The 19,677-nt window shown below is 69.4% G+C and carries 21 protein-coding genes; 12 read left to right on the forward strand and 9 right to left on the reverse strand.

Going from position 1 to position 19,677, the window contains the following annotated elements:
- Positions 1-169: 169 nt before the first annotated feature.
- The 3 genes from trpS to DSX2_RS15715 all read right to left on the reverse strand — a co-directional run bounded on the left by trpS (position 170) and on the right by DSX2_RS15715 (position 2,302).
- Positions 170-1,159, reverse strand: a complete 990-nt coding sequence (gene trpS / locus DSX2_RS15705; protein ID WP_020881981.1) for a tryptophan--tRNA ligase — start codon at positions 1,157-1,159, stop codon at positions 170-172.
- An 11-nt stretch (positions 1,160-1,170) separates the two neighbouring features.
- Positions 1,171-1,815 (reverse strand): site-2 protease family protein, encoded by a 645-nt coding sequence (locus tag DSX2_RS15710; protein WP_020881982.1) that lies wholly within the window; start codon positions 1,813-1,815, stop codon positions 1,171-1,173.
- 103 nt (positions 1,816-1,918) lie between these two features.
- Positions 1,919-2,302, reverse strand: a complete 384-nt coding sequence (locus tag DSX2_RS15715; protein ID WP_020881983.1) for a response regulator — start codon at positions 2,300-2,302, stop codon at positions 1,919-1,921.
- A 203-nt stretch (positions 2,303-2,505) separates the two neighbouring features.
- On the opposite strand from DSX2_RS15715, the gene DSX2_RS15720 reads away from it, so the two are divergent.
- The 3 genes from DSX2_RS15720 to DSX2_RS15730 are packed head-to-tail and all read left to right on the forward strand — an operon-like array spanning position 2,506 to position 4,685.
- Positions 2,506-2,703 (forward strand): hypothetical protein, encoded by a 198-nt coding sequence (locus tag DSX2_RS15720; RefSeq protein ID WP_020881984.1) that lies wholly within the window; start codon positions 2,506-2,508, stop codon positions 2,701-2,703.
- 14 nt (positions 2,704-2,717) lie between these two features.
- Positions 2,718-3,680, forward strand: a complete 963-nt coding sequence (locus DSX2_RS15725) for an ATP-binding protein (protein ID WP_020881985.1) — start codon at positions 2,718-2,720, stop codon at positions 3,678-3,680.
- Positions 3,681-3,683: 3 nt separating this feature from the next.
- Positions 3,684-4,685: a bile acid:sodium symporter family protein gene (locus DSX2_RS15730; RefSeq protein ID WP_020881986.1), complete on the forward strand. Its 1,002-nt coding sequence runs from the start codon at positions 3,684-3,686 to the stop codon at positions 4,683-4,685.
- Between the two features lie 30 nt (positions 4,686-4,715).
- On the opposite strand, the gene DSX2_RS15735 is transcribed toward DSX2_RS15730, so the two are convergent.
- From DSX2_RS15735 to nth, 4 genes are read right to left on the reverse strand one after another with little or no spacing between them, the layout of a single operon-like run.
- Complete coding sequence (locus DSX2_RS15735) at positions 4,716-5,297, reverse strand: hypothetical protein (protein ID WP_020881987.1); 582 nt, start codon at positions 5,295-5,297, stop codon at positions 4,716-4,718.
- The gene (locus DSX2_RS15740) at positions 5,294-7,885 is read right to left on the reverse strand and encodes a DNA internalization-related competence protein ComEC/Rec2 (RefSeq protein WP_020881988.1); all 2,592 of its coding nucleotides are present in this window, start codon (positions 7,883-7,885) and stop codon (positions 5,294-5,296) included. Before DSX2_RS15740 ends, DSX2_RS15735 begins: the two co-directional genes overlap by 4 nt.
- A 16-nt stretch (positions 7,886-7,901) precedes the next feature.
- The gene (murA, locus tag DSX2_RS15745; protein WP_020881989.1) at positions 7,902-9,152 is read right to left on the reverse strand and encodes a UDP-N-acetylglucosamine 1-carboxyvinyltransferase; all 1,251 of its coding nucleotides are present in this window, start codon (positions 9,150-9,152) and stop codon (positions 7,902-7,904) included.
- Between the two features lie 45 nt (positions 9,153-9,197).
- Positions 9,198-9,842, reverse strand: a complete 645-nt coding sequence (gene nth / locus DSX2_RS15750) for an endonuclease III (protein ID WP_020881990.1) — start codon at positions 9,840-9,842, stop codon at positions 9,198-9,200.
- Between the two features lie 204 nt (positions 9,843-10,046).
- On the opposite strand from nth, the gene DSX2_RS15755 reads away from it, so the two are divergent.
- The 3 genes from DSX2_RS15755 to DSX2_RS15765 are packed head-to-tail and all read left to right on the forward strand — an operon-like array spanning position 10,047 to position 11,697.
- The gene (locus DSX2_RS15755; RefSeq protein WP_236615130.1) at positions 10,047-10,379 is read left to right on the forward strand and encodes a hypothetical protein; all 333 of its coding nucleotides are present in this window, start codon (positions 10,047-10,049) and stop codon (positions 10,377-10,379) included.
- Between the two features lie 27 nt (positions 10,380-10,406).
- The gene (gene cutA / locus DSX2_RS15760; protein ID WP_020881992.1) at positions 10,407-10,748 is read left to right on the forward strand and encodes a divalent-cation tolerance protein CutA; all 342 of its coding nucleotides are present in this window, start codon (positions 10,407-10,409) and stop codon (positions 10,746-10,748) included.
- Between the two features lies 1 nt (position 10,749).
- Entirely contained in the window at positions 10,750-11,697 is a 948-nt protein-coding gene (locus DSX2_RS15765; RefSeq protein WP_020881993.1) for a carbohydrate kinase family protein, read from the forward strand.
- 338 nt (positions 11,698-12,035) lie between these two features.
- On the opposite strand, the gene DSX2_RS15770 is transcribed toward DSX2_RS15765, so the two are convergent.
- Complete coding sequence (locus DSX2_RS15770) at positions 12,036-12,989, reverse strand: aldo/keto reductase (protein WP_020881994.1); 954 nt, start codon at positions 12,987-12,989, stop codon at positions 12,036-12,038.
- A gap of 340 nt (positions 12,990-13,329) precedes the next feature.
- Here DSX2_RS15770 and DSX2_RS15775 point away from each other — a divergent pair, with 340 nt between their 5' ends.
- The 5 genes from DSX2_RS15775 (at position 13,330) to DSX2_RS15795 (ending at position 18,326) form a co-directional block, all read left to right on the forward strand.
- A complete protein-coding gene (locus DSX2_RS15775; protein ID WP_020881995.1) occupies positions 13,330-14,553 on the forward strand; it encodes an ABC transporter substrate-binding protein in 1,224 nt (407 codons plus the stop codon).
- 339 nt (positions 14,554-14,892) lie between these two features.
- Positions 14,893-15,660, forward strand: coding sequence for an alpha/beta fold hydrolase (locus DSX2_RS18640; protein ID WP_020881996.1), 768 nt, complete (start codon positions 14,893-14,895; stop codon positions 15,658-15,660).
- Between the two features lie 52 nt (positions 15,661-15,712).
- Positions 15,713-16,423: an alpha/beta fold hydrolase gene (locus DSX2_RS15785; RefSeq protein WP_020881997.1), complete on the forward strand. Its 711-nt coding sequence runs from the start codon at positions 15,713-15,715 to the stop codon at positions 16,421-16,423.
- A 164-nt stretch (positions 16,424-16,587) separates the two neighbouring features.
- A complete protein-coding gene (locus tag DSX2_RS15790; RefSeq protein WP_020881998.1) occupies positions 16,588-17,313 on the forward strand; it encodes a GTP-binding protein in 726 nt (241 codons plus the stop codon).
- Positions 17,310-18,326 (forward strand): ATP-binding cassette domain-containing protein, encoded by a 1,017-nt coding sequence (locus tag DSX2_RS15795; RefSeq protein WP_020881999.1) that lies wholly within the window; start codon positions 17,310-17,312, stop codon positions 18,324-18,326. Before DSX2_RS15790 ends, DSX2_RS15795 begins: the two co-directional genes overlap by 4 nt.
- A 66-nt stretch (positions 18,327-18,392) precedes the next feature.
- Here the strand turns inward: DSX2_RS15795 and DSX2_RS15800 are convergent, their stop codons facing one another.
- Positions 18,393-18,839 carry a VOC family protein gene (locus tag DSX2_RS15800; protein ID WP_020882000.1) on the reverse strand — a complete coding sequence of 149 codons (447 nt, stop codon included), beginning with the start codon at positions 18,837-18,839 and terminating at the stop codon, positions 18,393-18,395.
- A 297-nt stretch (positions 18,840-19,136) separates the two neighbouring features.
- Between DSX2_RS15800 and DSX2_RS15805 the strand changes: the two genes are divergently transcribed.
- On the forward strand, positions 19,137-19,562 hold the full coding sequence (locus tag DSX2_RS15805) for a molybdopterin-binding protein (protein ID WP_020882001.1): 426 nt from the start codon (positions 19,137-19,139) through the stop codon (positions 19,560-19,562).
- Positions 19,563-19,677: the final 115 nt, after the last annotated feature.

Here is a 19,677-nt window from a genome sequence, read left to right on the forward strand (position 1 = left end):
TCCGGCCCGGCTTTTTTTTGTTTTCTACCTTCCACGCCCAGGCTTCGTCCCGTTCTTTCCCGGACGTTCGGTCGCGAAGCGGGTCAAGGGGTCACCCCTTGCGCAGGAGGGTCCAGGGAGGGGCGCGCAGCCCCTTCCTGGCCGCCGGAGGCATCTCGCCTCGTCTTTCCTAGAAGTCGAAGTTCATCAGCCTGCGCAGGTCGGCCATGGTCTCTTCGGCCAGGGCGCGGGCCTTGGCCGAGCCTTCGTTGATGATGTCCTTCAGCGTGTCCGGCCGGGTCTCGTATTCCTTGCGCCGGGCCTGGATGGGCTCCAGGAAGTCGGCCATCTTCTCGGCCAGGAGCTTCTTGCAGTCGCCGCAGCCGCGGGTGGCGGCGCGGCAGCCTTCTTCGATCTCGGGCAGGATGCCGGTGGGCGCGAGCAGCTCCAGGTAGGGAAAGAGGTTGCAGTCCTTGGGCTCGCCGGGATCCTTCAGGCGCATGCGCTTGGTGTCGGTGAGCATGCTCATGATCTTGGGCCGGACCTCGGACATGGGGTCCTTCAGGTAGATGGAGTTGCCGTAGCTCTTGGACATCTTGCGTCCGTCCAGGCCGGGCAGCTTGGGCGAGGTGGTCAGCCTGGCCTCCGGCTCGGGGAAGAAGTCGCCGTAGAGGTAGTTGAAGCGGCGCACGATCTCGCGCGTGAGCTCGAGGTGGGGCAGCTGGTCCTGGCCCACGGGCACCAGCTTCGGCTTGTACATGATGATGTCCGTGCACATGAGCACGGGGTAGCCGAGGAAGCCGTAGGTGGAGAGGTCCTTGGACGACTCCTCGCGCACTTCCTTGTAGGTGGGGTTGCGCTCGAGCCAGCCGTTGGGCGTGATCATGGAGAGCAGCAGGTGCAGCTCGGCGTGCTCCTTGACCTGGGACTGCTGGAAGAGGACGCAGCGCTCGGGGGAGAGGCCCGCGGCGAGCCAGTCGGCCACGAGTTCGGGCACGAAGGCCTTCACGTCGCGCGCCTCGGCGTAGTTGGTGGTCAGGGCGTGCCAGTCGGCCACGAAGTAGAGGCAGTCGAACTCCTCCTGCATCTGGACCCAGTTGAGCAGGACGCCGAAGTAGTGGCCGAGGTGCAGCGGCCCGGTGGGCCGCATGCCGGAGACGATGCGGTTGTTCGGTTGCATTGCGGGTTTCCTCAGAGAAGCAGTTGCGCAGCGTACATGACCGCGGGCTGGAGAATCTGCCCGAGCACGCCGGTCACGGCGAGCAGAATGATGATGATGAAGCCGTAGCGGCCGAAGGACATGTAGCGCATGGCGGTGCGCGGGGGCATGAATCCGGCCAGAATGTTGGAGCCGTCGAGCGGCGGGATGGGCAGGAGGTTGAAGAAGCCGAGCACGAGGCTGATGAGCACGCCTTCCTTGCAGATGAGGGCCAGGGGGAGGAAGAGGCGCACCTCGAGCGGCGAGGGCTGGGTGAGCAGGACGTGCGCGCAGCCCTTGAGGCAGATGGTGAAGACCACGGCGAGGACGAAGTTGGCCGCCGGACCGGCCAGGCCCACGAGCATCATGCCGCGCTGGGGGTTCTTGAAGAAGCGCGGGTCCACGGGCACGGGCTTGGCCCAGCCGATCATCCTGGTCAGCACGAGGACCAGTGTGCCGACCACGTCCAGGTGCTTGAACGGGTTCAGCGTCAGCCTGCCCGCCATCTTGGGCGTGGGGTCCCCGAGCTTGTAGGCCACGTAGCCGTGGGCCGCCTCGTGGCAGGTGATGGCCAGGAGAAAGCCCGGCAGGAGAAGGACGAGTTTCTGGATGTAGGCGAAGATGTCGAAGGATGGCATGGCAGGGGGCTAGCAGAAGCCGGGGGCCAGGGCAAGAAAAACCGGACGGCCGGGAATCCCGGCCGTCCGGCGAAGCGTCGCGAAAGTCGAGGCGCCGCGGGGATCAGCCCTGGGCCAGGGCCTTCTTCATGGCCAGGTCGACCTTGGACTTGAGCTCCGAGAGGTCCACGGATTTGACCACGTAGTAGTCGGCGGCGATGGACTTGAGATCGTGCTGGAACGAGTCGTAGGCGGTGGAGAGGATCACGGGCAGGTCCTGGTCCTTGCTGCGGATCTCCTGCAGCAGGTCGAGCCCGGAGCGATTGGCCCCGAGCTTGATGTCCAGGATGACCACCCGGGGCCGCTCCCGTTCGATGAGCTCGACGATGTCCTCTTCGCCGTTGGAGGTCACGACGGTCATGCCTTCGGACTCCAGCTCCTCTCGATAGAGCATGCGGATGTGCTTTTCGTCGTCTACGACCAGGACCTTTTTCTCCGGAGCAGCCATGGCGCGTCCTCCTCGATTGGTAATGCCGCCTGAGAGTAGTGTATGGAAGATTTTCCCCCTTCGGTCAACACCCGTTGGCCCATGGAGGTCATTTGCCCTTCAAGCGTTTTTGGGGCAAGAGCGGGGCTGCGGGGTTGATTTCATCCCACCACGCGGGTATGAAACCTCCCCCGCACACAAACCGCCGGACACGAAAAAAAACAATGATCACCGTCATCCGCGAACCGGACGGCGAGACGCTCGAAGTCCACGACGTGAAGAGCGTCAAGAGCCTCCTGAACCGCCTGGGCGAACGCTGCACCTCGGTCCTGGTCATCCGCGGCCGCGAACTCCTGACCGAGGACCGAAAACTCGTGCCCGGCGAGACGCTCGTGGTGCGCTCCGTGCGCTCGCGGGGCTAGGAGGACCGCCGCCCATGAAATGCCGCCGCTGCAAGGCCCCGGCCCAGGTCAAGCTGCCGAGCCACCACACGGGCTTCTGCCCGGACTGCTTCTTCCTCTTCTTTTCCCGCCAGGTGGCCAAGGCCGTCAAGGACCACGACATGTTCGGGCCCGACGACCGCATCCTGGTCGCGCTGTCCGGGGGCAAGGACTCCCTGGCCCTGGCCAACGAGCTCAAGGAGCAGGGCTACGACGTCACCGGCCTTCACGTCTACCTCGGCATCCCCGGCTCGTCCGACGCCTCCCTGGCGCACATCGAGGCCTTCTGCGAACCGCGGAACATTCCGCTGATCGTGGCCTCCACGCCCGAGATGGGCCTCGCCATCCCCGAGGTCAAGCGGGCGCTCACGAGCCGTCCGGTCTGCTCGGCCTGCGGCAAGATCAAGCGCCACGTCTTCAACAAGGTGGCGCGCGAGCAGGGCTTCGACGTGCTGGCCACGGGCCACAACCTGGACGACGAAACCGCGCGCCTCTTCGCCAACGTGCTGCGCTGGGACGCGGGCTACCTCTCGGACCAGGGGCCGAGCCTGCCGGACGAGGGCGGGTTCGCGCGCAAGGTGAAGCCGCTCTACCGTCTGACCGAGTTCGAGACGGCCTGCTACTCGTTCCTGAAGGGCATCGACAACGTCACCGCCCCCTGCCCTTACAGCCCGGGCGCGAGCTTCACGGGCCACAAGGAGCTGCTGGAGAACCTGGAGGCCACGCGCCCCGGGGCCAAGACCCAGTTCTACGAAAGCTTCCTGTCCAACGCCCGGCACATCTTCTCGCAGAACGCTGCGGCCAACCCCGAGCTCGCGCCCTGCACGGAGTGCGGCTCGCCCACCTCGCGCGGGCGCTGCGGCGTGTGCGGCCTGAAGGCCATGGTCCGCGCCGCGCGCGAGGCCCGGGAGTCGGAGAGCGCCGAAGCCGCCGGGAGCGCGGCCGGAGCCGGGGACTAGGCCGTGCTGCTGCGCCTGGCCGGAGCGATCGAGCGGGGCTTCCTGCCCCTGGCCGTGGGCTTCTCCGTGCTGGCCCTCGTCTGGCCGCCGCTCTTCACCTGGATCAGGCCGCACATCGCGCTGGGCCTGGGCATCATCATGTTCGGCATGGGGCTCACGCTGGAGTTCACGGATTTCCTGCGCGTGTTCAGGCAGTGGCGCATGGCGGGCACGGGCGTGCTCCTGCAGTACACGGTCATGCCCGCGGTGGCCTGGACGCTGTGCGCCGTCCTGAAGCTTCCGCCCGAGACCGCCGTGGGCGTACTCCTGGTGGGGGCCTGCCCCTCGGGCACGGCGTCCAACGTCATCAGCTATTTCGCCAAGGCGGACGTGGCCCTCTCCGTGGTCATGACGCTTTGCTCCACCCTGCTCGCTCCGCTGGCCACCCCGCTCCTGATGGAGCTTCTGGCCGGGCAGCGCATCCACGTGGAGTTCTGGCACATGGTCCGCTCGGTCTTCTGGATCGTGGCCTTCCCCCTGCTCGACGGCCTGATCATCCGCCGCCTGCTGCGCGAGCGCATCCGGCCGCTCCTGTGCATCTTCCCGTCGATCTCGGTGCTGACCATCTCGGCGGTCATCGCCTGCGTGGTGGGGCTGAACCAGAAGACCATCATGGCCTTCCCGGCCCTGGTCATGGCCGCGGTCATCCTGCACAACGCCGCGGGCTTCTGGCTCGGACACTACGGGGCCGGGCTGCTCGGCGCAAACAGGCGCGGACGCCGCACCATCTCCATCGAGGTGGGCATGCAGAACTCCGGGCTCGCCGTGGCCCTGGCCGGAGCCTTCTTCGGCCCGGCCGCGGCCCTGCCCGGGGCCATCTTCAGCCTGTGGCAGAACCTGGCGGGCGTCTTCCTGGCGCGGCTGTGGGCCAGGGACGAGGAGTCGTCCTGTCCCACGGGCCCCGACTCGGCGGGTCCGACAGGCGGGGCAGGCCCGGCCGACCGGACCGCGACGCCCAGGGCCTGAGCGCCCGAGGCCACCCCCTGGGCCTTCGGCTCACTGCTTCAGAAACGTCCCCAGATCCTTCTGGAAATCCTGGTCCGCGAAGGGATCCGCGCCGCAGCGCACGCACAGCCTGACGTCGAAGGGCCTGAAGTCGTCCGGGGCCTTGCAGACCACGCGCACCGCGCGCTCGGGCTCGGCCTCGTAGGACTCCACCGCGCCGTGCTTCGTCTCCTTGCCCGCCACCGTGACCCTGACCGGCTCCGACGTGCCGCCGCTGCCGTAGACCACCTCCAGCCTGCACTCGGCCAGCTGGTCCTTGTCGCGCCCGACGATCTCGTAGGTCGCGGGCAGGTCGCGGCAGCTCTCGGGCAGGTCGACCTTGAGCTTCCAGGGCTTGTCCTGCGGTCCGTAGAGGCCCGCCGGGCCCGACTTCCAGCCGTCCTCGCAGCGCTCGAAGTCCTGCGCGCGGGGAGCGGCCGGGGCGGCGACCGAAGAAGAAGAAGAAGAAGAAGAGGAGGAAGAAGCAGCCGGCGCGGCCTTGTCCGGCTGCTTCTCGGCGGCGCGGGCAGGCGCGGCGGGCAGGGCCAGGGCCGCGGCCAGGCAGAGGGCGGTGAGGGCGTGGGAAAGTCTCATGGCGCGGATGCCTCCGTGTCGGCTTCGGTTTCGGACGCGGCCGGTTTCGCTTTCGAAATACGCGCCTGCCGGGCCTCGGGGCAAGGCCCGAGCGGCAGGGGGGCGCCGAGGGCGGTGGCGACCACGGGCCCGGCGTCCGGCGCGTCCCAGGAGACGCGCACCGCGCCGTCGGCTGCCGTGGCGTAGAGCGGCAGGCCGAGGTCGCGCATGGCCGCGCGCGTGCGGCAGCCGGGGAAGTTCCAGCGGTTGAGCCACCCCGCCGAGGCCACGGCCAGGCGCGGGGCCACGGCCCGGTAGAAGCGGGGATTGACGCTGCCCGACGCGCCGTGGTGCGGCAGGACGAGGAGATCGGCGGCCAGGGGAGAATCCTTTTGCACCTCGGCGGCGCGCAGCATGTCGGCGATGGCGGGCTGCTCGGCGTCGCCCGGGATGAGCGCGAGCCCCCGGCCGTTCCAGGTCAGGCGCAGGACCAGGCTCAGGTCGTTCAGCCCCTCGGCCGTAAAGTCCGGCTCCGGATGCAGCGCCGTCAGCGCCACGCCGTGGCCGAGGTCCAAGGTCTCGCCCGTCTTCATGGCGTGCACGGGCACGCCCGCGGCCGCGCAGTCCGTAAGCAGCCGCTCGCCCGTCTTCGTGCCCTGCTCGAGCCCGCTCCACACGAACGAGTCCACGCGAAGCGCCCCGAGCACGGCCGGGACGCCTCCGGCATGGTCGGTGTGCGTGTGCGAGAGGAGCAGCGCGGTGAGCACGGGGTCGCGGCCGAGCGTCAGGCGCGGCACCACCACGGCCCGGCCCATGTCGAAGCCCGAGGCCGAGAGCCCGCCCGCGTCCACCAGCACGCGCCTGCCGCCCGGCGCCGTGACCAGCACGGCCTGCCCCTGCCCCACGTCCAGGACCTCCACGGCCACGCGCGGCCGCGCGTCCTCCCAGGCGTTTGCCGCGACGGGCCCGGCCAGCAGGCAGAAGGCGAGGCCCGCGAGCACGAGATCCTTCCTTCCCCCGTTCCGGTTGCGCCGCGCGAGCCACCAGACCCAGAGCAGCCAGTAGCCGAGCATGGCGGGCCAGAGCGGACGCACGCCCGTGAGCGTGCGCAAGAGCCCTGCCCCCTCCGCACGGGCGAGGAGGTCGAGCAGGAGCGACGCGGGCAGGGACGCGCAGTGCAGCAGAAAGGCCGCGGGGCCGGGAAGCCCGAGCCCCAGGGGCAGGAGGGAGAGGAGCGCCGCGGGCATGAGCCAGAACTGCATGAGCGGCAGCCAGAGCAGGTTCCAGAGGAGCCCGGCGGGCACCTCGCCGAAGACGCGAAGGGAGAGCGGCAGCAGGGCCAGGTTGGCCGCGAGGCTCACGCCCAGCAGCGAGAGCGGCCAGCGCAGCACGGGGCGCAGGCGCGGCGCGGGGATGAGCCGCTCGGCCGCGCGGCGGGCCAGGGAATCGAAGGCCGGGGCCAGGACGATGATCCCGGCCACGGCCAGGGCGGACATCTGCAGGCCGAGGTCGTAGAGCGAGAGCGGCGAGACGAGGAGGATGGCGGCCAGAGCCAGGAAGAGGCCGTCCAGGAAGGCCCCGGCCCGGCCGCGCCACAGCGCCGCGCCCCAGGCCGCGAACATGCAGGCCGCGCGCAACAGGGAGTAGCCCGCCCCGCCGAGCCAGAGATAGAGCAGCACCAGCGGCGCCCCGAGGAGCACGGAGAGGCGCGGCAGGGGGATGCGCAGGAAGAGGGAGGGCCGCGCGCGGCCGAGGAGCCAGGCGAGGATCAGGCCGAGCCCGGCGGCCATGGCCAGGTGCAGGCCGGAGAGCGCCAGGGTGTGCGACAGGGCAGCGGCGCGCATGCGCTCCACCGTGGCCCGTTCGAGGCCGGAGCGGTCGCCCGCGAGCACGGCGCGCACGAGGGCGCCGGGCTGGTCCGGCGGCGCCAGGGCGGCCAGCCTCTCCACCACCCGCGCGCGCGCCGCGGCCAGGGTCTCGCCCAGGGACGACCCGGCTCCGGATATTCCACCGCCGGGCTCGGCCCGTGCCTGCCCGGCCATGGCCCAGGCGCGCCAGAACACGCCGCGCGCGATCCAGGAAAAGGAGAAGTCGTAGCCGCCGAAATTGACCAGCCCGCCTTCGGGGTAGACGCGCGTCTGCGCCGTCACGCGCTCGCCCGGGCGGGGTGGTGTTTCGGGCTTGACCCAGGTCAGGACGAGGCGGCCGGGGAGCGTCTCCTCGCGCCCGTCGGGCAGGCGGCAGGAGACGCCGTCGAGCACCGCCCGCCAGCTCTCCTCGGGCCGCGACTCCACGTCCGCGACGCGGCCGGAGAGCACGACCCTGTCGCGCTCGAGGATCCATTGTGGGATGTGGGCGGGCGGCGCGGGCAGGCGCCGGGAGGCGAGGCCGAGCCCCAGGCCGAAGGCCGCGGCCAGGAGGAGCAGAAGGACGGGACGGAAGCGGGGTGCGTCGTAGAGGCCCAGGAACAGGACCAGGACGAGGAGGCCGACACCCGCGGGCACGGGCGCGCGAAGCGCCAGGATGCCCGCGGCGTAGGCCAGGAGCAGTATCTGCCAGGAGAAGAGGCCGCGCGCGCCTCGCGGCGGTGCCGTCCCCTCCCCTGCCAAGAGTCCTCCGGCGTCCTCAGGCCCGCACGCGGGTTATGCGCGCGCCCACCGCGGTGAGCTTGTCTTCCATCTTCTCGTAGCCGCGGTCCAGGTGGTAGATGCGCTGCACCTCGGTCTTGCCCTCGGCCACGAGGCCCGCGAGCACGAGCGAGGCGCTGGCGCGCAGGTCCGAGGCCATGACCGGGGCGCCCACGAGCTTGCGCATGCCCTTGATGATCGCGGTGTGGCCCTTGACCTTGATGTCGGCGCCCATGCGGTTCAGCTCCATGACGTGCATGAAGCGGTTCTCGAAGATGTTCTCCTCGACCATGGACAGCCCCTTGGCGCTGCACATGAGGGTCGTGATCTGGGCCTGCATGTCCGTGGGGAAGCCGGGATAGGGCATGGTCTCCACGTCCACGCCCACGAGGTCGTCGCCGCAGGCCACGCGCACGCCGCCCGCCACCTCCTCGATGCACACGCCCATCTCGCGCAGCTTGACGGCCACGGCATCGAGCTCCGGCAGGGGACAATGCTCCAGCAGCAGCTCGCCGCCGGTGAGCGGCGCGGCCATCATGAAGGTGCCCGCCTCGATGCGGTCGGACATGACGCGGTACGTGGTGCCGCGCAGCCCGTTCACGCCCTCGATGCGGATGACGCTCGTGCCCTGGCCCTCGATCCTGGCGCCGCAGGCGTTCAGGAAGTTCGCGAGGTCCGCGACCTCGGGCTCACGGGCGGCGTTCTCGATGACCGTCTCGCCCTCGGCCATGGCCGCGGCCATGATCAGGTGCTCGGTGGCGCCCACGGAGGGGAAGCGCATGACGATGTGCGCGCCCTTGAGCCCGTCCGTGCGGCCGATGATGTAGCCTTCCTCCAGCTCGAAAGTGGCGCCGAGCTGCTCGAGCCCGGTGAGGTGGATGTCCACCGGGCGGGCGCCGATGGCGCAGCCGCCGGGCATGGAGACGCGGGCCTCGCCGAGCACGGCGAGCAGCGGCCCCAGGCAGAGGACCGAGGCGCGCATGGTCTTGACCAGTTCGTAGGGCGCGTGCGGATTCAGCTGGCCGCACTCGATGACCACGGTGTTGCCCTCGAAGCTCGTGTTGCAGCCGAGGATATTCAGGAGCTTGCACGAGGTGCGGATGTCCGCCAGGCGGGGGACGTTCTGCAGCTCGATGCGGCCCGTGGGCAGGATGCAGGCCATGAGGATGGGCAGGGCGGCGTTCTTGGAGCCGCTGATGGTGACGGTGCCGCTGAGCGGCCCGGATTTTTCGACGATGAGCTTGTCCATGAAATAAACCTTCCTTGCGACGTATCGCCGGGCGCATCCTAGCGGCTAGGCCGATTTTGTCACCCCCTTTTTTGGGCAGATGTCCACCACCGCGCAGGCGGAACAGCGCGGCAGCCTTGCGATGCAGACGTTCCTGCCGTGCTGGATGAGCAGGTGGTTTATCTCGCCCCAGACCTCGCGCCTGAAGGCCGCGCAGAGGTCGCGCTCGATGACCTCGGGACGGTCGGTATCGGAGAGGCCGAGGCGCTGCGCCAGACGGCGCACGTGGGTGTCCACGGCGATGCCCTCGACCTTGCCGAAGCCCTGGGTGAGCACGATGTTCGCGGTCTTCCTGGCCACGCCGGGAAGCTGCAGGAGCCTGTCCATCTCGTCGGGCAGAACGCCGCCGAGCTCCTCGGCCACGATGCGCGCGGCCTCCTTGATGTTCCTGGCCTTGTTGCGGAAGAACCCAGTGGAGCGCACGGCCTCCTCGAGCTCGGCGATGTCCGCCGCGGCCAGGTCCTTCGGCTCGGGCCAGCGGGCGAAGAGCCCGGGCGTGACCATGTTCACGCGCTGGTCCGTGCACTGCGCGGAGAGGATGGTGGCCACGAGGAGCTGCCAGGGGGTGGTGAAGTCGAGGAAGGAACGCACCGGGGGATAGAGGGGACAGAGCCTGTCGTAGACGGAAGCGGCGCGTTGCTGTAGCGTCATCGCGAACCTCTCATGTGATGGACGGCGGCTGCCGTCGGCGCTGCATCGCGGGATGCATCGCGGGATGCGTCATCCGATGGCGCACAATGCTCCATCGGGTCCGGAAAGTACACCCGTTGCGGGTGCCGCGGTTTGCGTTTAGAAGAACCCAGGCCCCCGGCCCAGTTGCGCCCTTTCGGCGCCTCCCGCGTCCGCGCAGGACGCATGAAGATCAGCAAGGAGCGAGACGTGTCGACCATGATGAAGTTCCTCTGCCTGCTGGCCTTCGTCCTCGTCTTCATGGCCTCGGCCGAGAACCCGGGCAGAGCCACCGACACGGTGGACGCGGCCACGGGCGAAGCGCTGCTGCACCGGGCCTGCACCGTCTGCCACACGTCCGAGAACGTCTGCGCCAATCTCGGCCGCGACGAGGCATGGTGGCAGAGCACGCTGACCCGCATGCGGCAGCAGGGCGCGGCCCTCTCCGCAGACGACGTGAACAGCGAAAGCGCCTATCTGGCGGCGCAGGCCCCGGGGGCCGCGCCCATCTGCAAATAGACCCCTGACCTCACCCAAGGAGCCAGCATGTCCCTCGCAACGATCTATCTGACCGCTCCGGACAAGGAGACCGCCCTCTCGCTCGCCCGCCAGCTGCTCGAACGCCGCGCCGTGGCCTGCGTGAACGTCGTGGACAACGCAACCTCCCTGTTCTGGTGGAAAGGCAAGATCGAGCAGGAGAACGAGGCGGTCATGTTCTGCAAGACGCGCATGCGCGACGTGAACAGGGCCATCGAGATCATCAAGGAGCTGCACCCCTACGAGCTCCCCGTGATCACCACCACCCCCATCCTCAAGTCCAGCCTCGAGACCATCGAGTGGGCCGACTCGGTCCTCGACGCCGGCAGCGACGCCGAGAAGGAAGCCTAGCATGCGCATCTTCGTCAACGGTTCCCTGGCCTACGACCGCATCATGACCTTTCCGGGCCGCTTCCAGGACCACATCCTGCCCGACAAGCTGCACATCCTGAACGTCTGCTTCCTGGTGGACGGGCTGGAGGAGAAGTTCGGCGGCACCGCGGGCAACATCGCCTACTCCCTGCGCCAGCTGGACGAGGACCCGATGATCATCGGCAGCGTGGGCAAGGACTTCGACGCCTACGCCCAGTGGCTGCGCGGCCTCGGCCTGTCGCTTCGCGGCATCCACACCTTCGACTCCGAGTTCACGGCCGGGGCCTACATCACCACGGACAAGGCGGACAACCAGATCACCGGCTTCAACCCCGGGGCCATGCGCCACGGATCGCAGTTCGACTGGAACCTTGTGCCGCCCGAGGACGCCCTGGCCATCGTCTCGCCCGGCAACGTGGGCGACATGACCGAGTACCCGGCCAAGCTCAGGGAGCTGAAGATCCCCTACCTCTTCGACCCGGGCCAGCAGACCACGGCGCTCTCGCCCGAGCAGCTGCTCGGGGCCATAAACGGCGCGGCCATCCTGATCACCAACGACTACGAGCTCGAGCTGATCATGAACGTCACCGGCAAGACGCGCGAGGAACTCCTCACACTCGCCGGGGCGATCATCGTCACCCTGGGCGAGAAGGGCTCGGTGATCTACATCGGCAAGGGCGGCAAGACGCCCGGCCACGAAATCCCCATCCCGGCCGCCAAGGCGCGCAAGGTGGAGGATCCGACGGGCGCGGGCGACGCGTATCGCGCCGGGCTTCTGAAAGGCCTGGCCATGGGCAGGGAGCTCGCGGACGCGGCCCTCCTCGGCGCCACCTGCGCCAGCTTCTGCGTGGAGCACAAGGGCACCCAGGAGCACGCCTTCACCAGCGAGGAGTTCTGGGCCCGGCACAAGGAGAACTTCGGGGTGTGAGACTGCAGGCCGCTGAAAAAACGCCGTCTGTTGCGTCGCCGCGAAAGGTCCGCCCCCTCGCGTAGGAGGACTGCGCGTCGGGCCCGGACCTTTCTTGCGCCTTGCATCTGACGTCTTTTGAGCAGCCTTGGCGGATAGTTGGGATCAATCTAGGGGGAGCCCTTGAAGGGCTCCCCTTTTTTGCGTCCGTCGTGCCCCGAACATCCCGATCCCGGGCGCTCAAAAAGCGTCGGATGCAAGGAGCAAGAAAAATGCAGGCCCGACGCGTAGCTTGGCCTACGCGAGGGTCTGCATTTTTCGCAGCGACGCCGCAGACGGCGTTTTTTCAGCGCCCGGGATCAGGCGGAAGCGTCGTTCAGCCGCGCCATGTCCTCAGCGCTCAGCTCGATGCGCGCGGCCTGCAGGAAAGCCTGCACGTGCGCGGATTTGGTGGCGCTGGCGATGGGCGCGGTGACGCCCGGCCGGGCCATGAGCCAGGCCAGGGAGACGGCCGCCGGCGCGACCTCGTGGCGCGCCGCGACCTCGTCCAGGGCGGCCAGGATGCGCATGCCGCGCTCGTTCAGGTACTTCTTCACGCCGCTGCCGCGCGCGCTCTGCCCGAGGTCCTCGGCCGAGCGGTACTTGCCGGTGAGGAAACCGCTGGCCAGGGAATAGTAGGTGATGACGCCGAGCCCGTGGCGCGCGCAGACCTCGGCCGCGCCCTGCTCGAAGCCCTTGCGCTCGCAGAGGTTGTACTCCGGCTCGAAGACCTCGTAGCGCGGCAGCCCGCCCTTGGAGCTGGCCTGGATGGCCGCTTCCAGGCGCTCGGCCGGGAAGTTGGAGGCCCCGATCCAGCGGACCTTGCCCGCGCGCACGAGCTTGGCGTAGGCGGAAAGGGTCTCCTCGACCGGCGTGCTCTCGTCGTCCCAGTGCGAGAGGTAGAGATCGATGCGGTCCGTCTGCAGGCGACGCAGCGACTCCTCCACCGCCTTCATGATGTACTTCTCGCTCAGGTCCTTCTTTCCCTGCCCCATGTCCGAGCCGACCTTGGTGATCAGCACGACCTTGTCGCGATTGTTGCGGCTCTTCATCCATTTGCCGAGGATCGTCTCGGATTCGCCGCCCGAGTTGCCCGGCACCCAGCGGGAGTAGACGTCGGCGGTGTCGACGGCGTTGAAGCCCAGACGCATGAATTCGTCGAGAACGGCGAAGGACTGTCCTTCGTCCAGGGTCCAGCCGAAGACGTTTCCCCCGAACACGAGGGGGGCGATGTGCAGGTTGGTCCTGCCCAGCCGTCTTTTTTCCAGTTCCATGGATCATACTCCTTTGGCGGCGCAGGGCGCCCGCCCCCGCCGCCGGAGACACTGCCGGGCCGTTGCAGGGCCCGGACGAGGTTCACCAGATACTCCCTTTGTACTCTCCCTGGAGGACGGATTCAACCGGGCGGAGGGAAATTCCCGTCTCCCCGCGAGCCGCGCGCCGGAAATCCCCACCGGACCGCTTGGACAATCTCCGTTCGCGGGGCTAGCATGGCTTCCGGGCGGACCGTCGGGTGCGGCCGTCGGGTGCGGCTGTCGGGTGCGGCTGTCGGGTGCGGCCGTCGGCTGCGGCCCTTGCCGACACGTCGAAACGGCGACACGTAAGGAGAACGGTGTGAATCTTGCGGATATGACGCTTGCCGAGGCTCTGGCCGCCTGTCCGGGCCTCGAGGAGAAGCTCTGCGCGACGGGGCTCGAGGCCGCCTTGAACGAGCAGGGACGCCGCTTCGTGGCGCCCTACGTCCGGCTGTCCACCCTGCTGCGCTCGCGCGGCATCGATCCGGCCGCCTTCGAGGCCGGGCTTGCCGCGGGCGACGAGGGGCGCAGGGAGCTTTCCCTGCCCGGCGAACGCGTGCGGCTCAACTTCCTCGCACTCATGCCCTGCCCCCTGAAGATGCCCTTCGAGCGGGCACTCGCGGCGCACCTCGCCTCGTCGCCCGAGGCACAGGACTTCACCTGGTGCGTGGAGGGCAACGCCAACCTCCAGACCACCTACTACGACCTCGTGCCCCATTTCGCGGACGCGGACGAGCTGCCCGACCTGATCATCTCGCCGGGGGTGAACGTCTTCTTCGGCGACGACTTCCGCAGGCGCTTCGTGGACACCGGGCTGTTCACGGACGTGACGCCGGACGCGGTCAACGCGGACTTCGCCCGGGATTTCGCCGAGACGCCCTACAAGGACCCGGCGGGCAGCTACTCCATGCTGGCCATGAACCTGCTCGTTTTCCTGGTGGACGAGGCCAGGCTCGGCGGGCGTCCCGCGCCGCGCCGCTTCGCGGACCTGCTGGAGCCGGAGATGGAGGACCTGGTGGCCGTGCGCGGCCAGAAGGGCTTCTACTGCGAGACCATGCTCATGACCGTGTACCGCGAGTTCGGCATGGACGGCGTGCGGCGCCTGGCGCGCTCCGTGCTCTGCGGCCTGCACCCGGCGGAGATGGTGAAGATGGCGGGCAAGGGCCGCGCCGACGCCCCGGCCGTGAGCGTGCTGCCCTACTTCTTCGCCCGCTCCGTGCCGCGCGAGGGCTCCGTGCGCGTGGTCTGGCCCGAGGACGGCGCCCTGGTGAGCCCCGTGACCCTGCTCGCCAAGCGCGAGGCCGTCGCACGCTTCCCGGGCATCGCCTCCTTCCTGGCGGGCCCGGAGGTGGCGCGCATCTTCTCGGGCGCGCTCTTCCCCGCCCTGCACCCGGACGTGCCCACGAACCTGCCCGAGACTCCGGCGGGCTCGCGGCGCCTCAAGTGGCTCGGCTGGGACTTCCTCGCGGCCCGCGACCCCGAGGTCCTGACCCGCGAGCTGACCGAGGCCTTCATCGCCGCCCGCCCGGGCAAGCGCCCCTGAACGCGGCGCAAGCCCCGGCGCGGACGGGCACGAATATCGCCGCGTGCGTGTGACGCAAAACGACACACGCGCGCGGCATTTTCAATTCAACTCGGCATCGTTCCTCGCCTCGTGCAGTCACTTAAAAATGCACTAGAGTGACATTCGATCACTGAATGAATACTGAAAAGTGACAACGGCGACAAAAATGTCGTCTTTTTTGAAGACATCCACGACACACAACCGCGCCGGTCAGCCTTTTCCATCGCCAGAGAACACACTTTTGCGTTTGGCATGATTTGTGGTACGCAGCCGTTGCAGTCCATGCGCGAACGCCGCGTGGGATGCAGGAGACGGGCAATGGCTGACTTCGTTTTCGTGCACGATGCCTTTCAGGGCGGCTGGGTCTGGCGGCGCGCGGCCGCAGAGCTCGCGGCCGCGGGGCACCGCGTGCACGCCCCGAGCCTGACCGGCTGCGGCGAGCGCGCCCACCTGCTTCCCAGCCTGCGCGGGCTGTCCACCTGCGTGGCCGACGTGGCCAGCCTGGTCTTTCACGAGAATCTTTCCGGCGCCGTGGCCGTGGCCGCGGGCTGGGGCGCGTTTCCCGCAGCCGCGGCAGCGGCCCGGCTCGGCGGGCGCATCGCCTGCCTGGTGCTGCTCGACGGCTTCCTGCCCGAGGCCGGGGCAGGCTACGCGGACCTCGCGGGCCCGGACTTCGCCCGCTCTCTCGAGGCCGACCCCCGAGACGGCCTGGTCGCTCCGCCGCCTCCGGACGCGGCCGTGCGCTGCCGGGCCCTGCGCGGCTGGTACGCCGTGCGGCAGGTTCCCTTCCCGGAAAAGCTTTTCCATGAATCCCCGACTGTCGCGCCCGGCGCCCTGCCCGGCCGCGTGGTCCACCTGCGCAGCCGGGGCCGGACGGACGAGGCCGCGCTTCGCGCCACGCAGGCGGCGCGGCGGCTCGGACTGGAGCAGGCCGTGCTCGAGGCCGGGCCCCTGCCCATGGTCACCGCCCCGCGCGGCCTGGCCGCGGCGCTCGAACGGATCGCGCGCGCCCCGGCGCGCGGCCGGGCGCGGCGCGCGCCGGTACCGCGTCCACACGGCCCGCGGCCGCGCGACTCGCGCCTCTGAGGCCGGGCAGAAAACCGTCGCGGCGGGCAACGCCGACGACACGGGAGGAATCATGTCCACGATCATGCTGCTGCACGGAGCCTTCCAGGGCGGCTGGGTCTGGGGCCGCACGGCCGACGCCCTGCGCGCCCTGGGCCACGACGTCTACGCCCCGACCCTGACCGGCTGCGGCGAGCGCGGCCACCTGCTGCGCAAGGGGCTCACCATGGCCGACTGGATCGAGGACGTGGTCTCGGTCATGCGCCACGAGGAGCTGTGCACCGTGACCCTGGTCGGCCACAGCTGGTCCGGCCTGCTGGCGCACGCCGTGGCCGTGGAGGCCGGGCCGCGCGTGGTGGGGCTGGCCATGGTGGACGCGGTGCTGCCCGTGCAGGGCAAGTCCTTTCGCGACGTGGCCGGGCCGGAGTTCGCGCAGATGCTCGCCCGCCACACGGACGGCGACCTGGTGCGGCCCTGGCCGCTCCCGGCCTTCGGCGTGGAGGACGAGGAGACCAAGGCCTGGTTCGCGGCGCGCATCGCCTCGTTCCCCCTGTCCGGCTTCACCGAGCCCTTCGCCTGGGACGAGACCGCCGTGCCCGCGCGCCGCACCTACATCTCCTGCACGCGCACGGCCATGCCGCTCATCCGGCGCATGGCGGAAGAGGCCCCGGCCCGGGGCTTCGCCATGCGCACGCTCGACAGCGGCCACTGCCCCATGGCGACGGTCCCGGCCCCCCTGGCCGAGCTGCTGCACGAGGCAGCAAGCCTGCGGCCCACGGCCTGACGCAGCCGCCGCGCGGAACTGATCCCGGCCGGGCCGCGGATTCCCCGCCCTGCCCGCGCTTTTGCAATCGGGCGTTTTTGGGCTACCTTCCTTCGCGACGAATGCGAAACGCGGACCCCGTGGGCCTATGCCCCCCGCGCGACGAACCCCATCCCGGAGAACGCATGCGCCTCGTGACCGTGGCCGGTCCCCCTTCCAGCGGCAAGACCGCCGTCCTCATCAAGAGCCTCGAACATCTGCGCCGCGAGGGCCTTTCCGCCGCCGTGGTCAAGTTCGACTGCATCTCCAGCCGCGACCGCGAGGCCTTCGTCCGCGCGGGCATCCCGGCCGTGGTCGGCCTCTCGGGCGGCCTGTGCCCGGACCACTTCTACGTCAGCAACGTGCAGGACGCCCTGGCCTGGGGCCGCGCGGAAGGGCTTGACCTGCTGCTCTTCGAGAGCGCGGGGCTGTGCAACCGCTGCGCGCCGCACATCACCGGGGTGCTCGCCGTGTGCGTGGTGGACAACCTGAGCGGCGTGCACACGCCGCAGAAGATCGGCCCCATGCTGAAGCTCGCGGACGTGGTCGTGGTCACCAAGGGCGACATCGTCTCCCAGGCCGAGCGCGAGGTCTTCCTTTTTCGCGTGCGCCAGGTGAACCCGCGGGCCACGGCGCTGACCCTGAACGGCCTCACGGGGCAGGGGGCACGCGCCCTGGCGAGCCTCCTCTCCGGCGCGCCGGTAACCGAGAGCCTCGACGGCGCCACGCTGCGCTTCTCCATGCCCGCCGCGGTCTGCTCCTACTGCCTGGGGCAGCGCCGCGTGGGCCAGGACTTCCAGATGGGCAACGTGCGCAAGATGCGCTTCGAGAAGATCGCGCAGGAAGCGCCTGTTCCGGGGGAGGACGCATGAGTCCCGCATCCGCGCTGCCGTATGCCGACACGCCCTGCGGCGAGCTGATCGCCGCCCGCCCCCACGTGAAGGACTTCCTGGCCTCCGTCGGCGTGGCCGCGCCGCGGCCGGACCTGCCGCTGGGCGCCCTGCTGGCGGGCCTCGACGAGGACGAGCTGGCCGACCTGGGCGTGGAGAAGGCGGACCTGCCCGGGCTCTTCGCGGACTTCATGGAGTCCATGGAAAAGATCGCCGAGCCGGGCGAGGAGCGCGTGCGCTCCGTGACCGTGCGCGGCGGCCACGACAAGTCCGGGGCCGCGGAGGCCCTGGACCTGACGCTCGCGCCCGGCGACGTGGTCTGCATCGTCGGCCCCACGGGCTCGGGCAAGAGCCGCTTCCTGGCGGACATCGAGTGGCTGGCCCAGGGCGACACGCCCACGGGCCGGAGCGTCTTCCTGAACGGCCGCGCGCCCGATCCGGGCCTTCGCTTCTCCGCGCAGCGCAAGCTCGTGGCCCAGCTCTCCCAGAACATGAACTTCGTCATGGACCTCGGCGTGCGCGAATTCCTCTCCCTGCACGCCGAGAGCCGCATGATCGGGGAGCCGGAGCGGGCCGTGGAGGCCATCATCGCGCTCGGCAACGAGCTCGCGGGCGAGTCCTTCGGCCCCCACACGCCGCTCACCTCGCTCTCGGGCGGGCAGTCGCGCGCCCTGATGATCGCGGACACGGCGCTTTTGAGCGTCTCGCCCATCGTGCTCATCGACGAGATCGAGAACGCGGGCATCGACCGCCGCAAGGCGCTGAGGCTCCTCACGGACGAGAAGAAGATCGTGCTCATGGCCACGCACGACCCCATCCTGGCGCTGCTGGGCGACAGGCGCCTCGTCTTCGGCAACGGAGCGGTGCGCGCGGTCATCGAGACCAGCGGCCGCGAGCGGGAGATGCTCGCCGCCTTCGAGGACATGGACAGGCGGCTCTCGGCCGTGCGCGACGCCCTGCGCGCCGGGCAGCGGCTCGACCGGACGACCTTCTGAGGCCTCGCGAGGGCGCATCGCGGCCCTCTCGCGAAGCCCCGTCGTTCCCTGCCTGCGGTCTCCCCGCTAGCTCCCCGGCGCGGCCTCGTCCGGCCCGACCTTGCCGTTCACGAACTCCAGATTGGGCTCCATGAGATAGAAAAGGTTGCCGTACGGATCCCTGAAGCGGGCCATGCGGCCCCAGGGCATCTCGCGCGGCGAGTCCAGGAAGGAGACGCCCCGGGTCTGCCAGGACTCGTACACGGTATCGAAATCATCTACCTGGATGATGCACAGCGGGGTCCTGTCTCCCGCCGACTGCCTGCCGATGAGCGCCCACTCCTCCTCGCTCGCGGCCTTGTTCAGGACGAGGTGGCACCCCTCCCCGCCCTGCGGCGCCACGGTCAGCCAGCGGAAGCCCCCGGGCAGCGGCAGGTCCCATGTCTTTTTGAAGCCCAGCACCCCGACGTAGTACTCCAAAGCCGTGTCATGGTCGTCCACGGTCAGGAAGATGTGGGAAATTGCGGCCTGCATGCTCACCTCCAGCGTTGCAGGTTGCGACGGTCCCTTTGCGGCGCATAGCATGAAATCCGGGGCGAACGCGAGCCCGGAGGGCGCGGCCGTCCGGGGAAAAACGGCTCTCCCGCGCCTGCCCGCGCCGCGCCTGGATCGAGCCCCTGCAACGTCCCCGAGGGCAGGAAAAAGATCGGCTGTCCCCCGCGCTGACCTTGTTGCGATAATCTCACGCGGATTTATATTTACGTGACCATATGCCAGTTCTGACGCAATGCGCGCCGGACGACGCCAACCATCCAGCAAGGGAGAACCATAATGAAGACCAGCGCCCGCAACAGCTTCACCGGCACCGTGTCCCAGATCCGCACCGGCACCATCCTCTCCGAGGTCGAGGTCAAGACCGCCTCCGGCCTGGCCGTGGTCTCGGTCATCACCAACGAGAGCAAGGCCGCCCTGGGCGTGGCCGAGGGCAAGAAGCTCACGGCCATCGTCAAGGCGCCCTGGGTCATCCTGGTCAAGGATTCCGAGCTCGAGAAGACCAGCGCCCGCAACCGCTACCAGGGCACGATCACGGCCATCAACGAGGGCTCCATCTCGGCCGAGGTCATCGGCAAGCTCGAGGACGGCACCGTGATGTGCGCCCTGATCACCGACGAGAGCGTCAAGAAGCTCGGCCTCAAGGTCGGCGAGAAGACCTGGTTCCTGTTCAAGGCCTTCTCCGTGATCCTGAACGCCGAGTAGCCGTTCCACGCCCCGCGCGCCTTCCCGCCCGCAGCCCGTCCGCGGCGGGAAGGCCGCCCTGGGCCGTCGCCCTCCATCCGTCCATCTCCCTGCGCCCTTCCTCTTCCCCTTCCTC

Source organism: Desulfovibrio sp. X2 (assembly GCF_000422205.1).
GTDB lineage: Bacteria > Desulfobacterota > Desulfovibrionia > Desulfovibrionales > Desulfovibrionaceae > Alkalidesulfovibrio.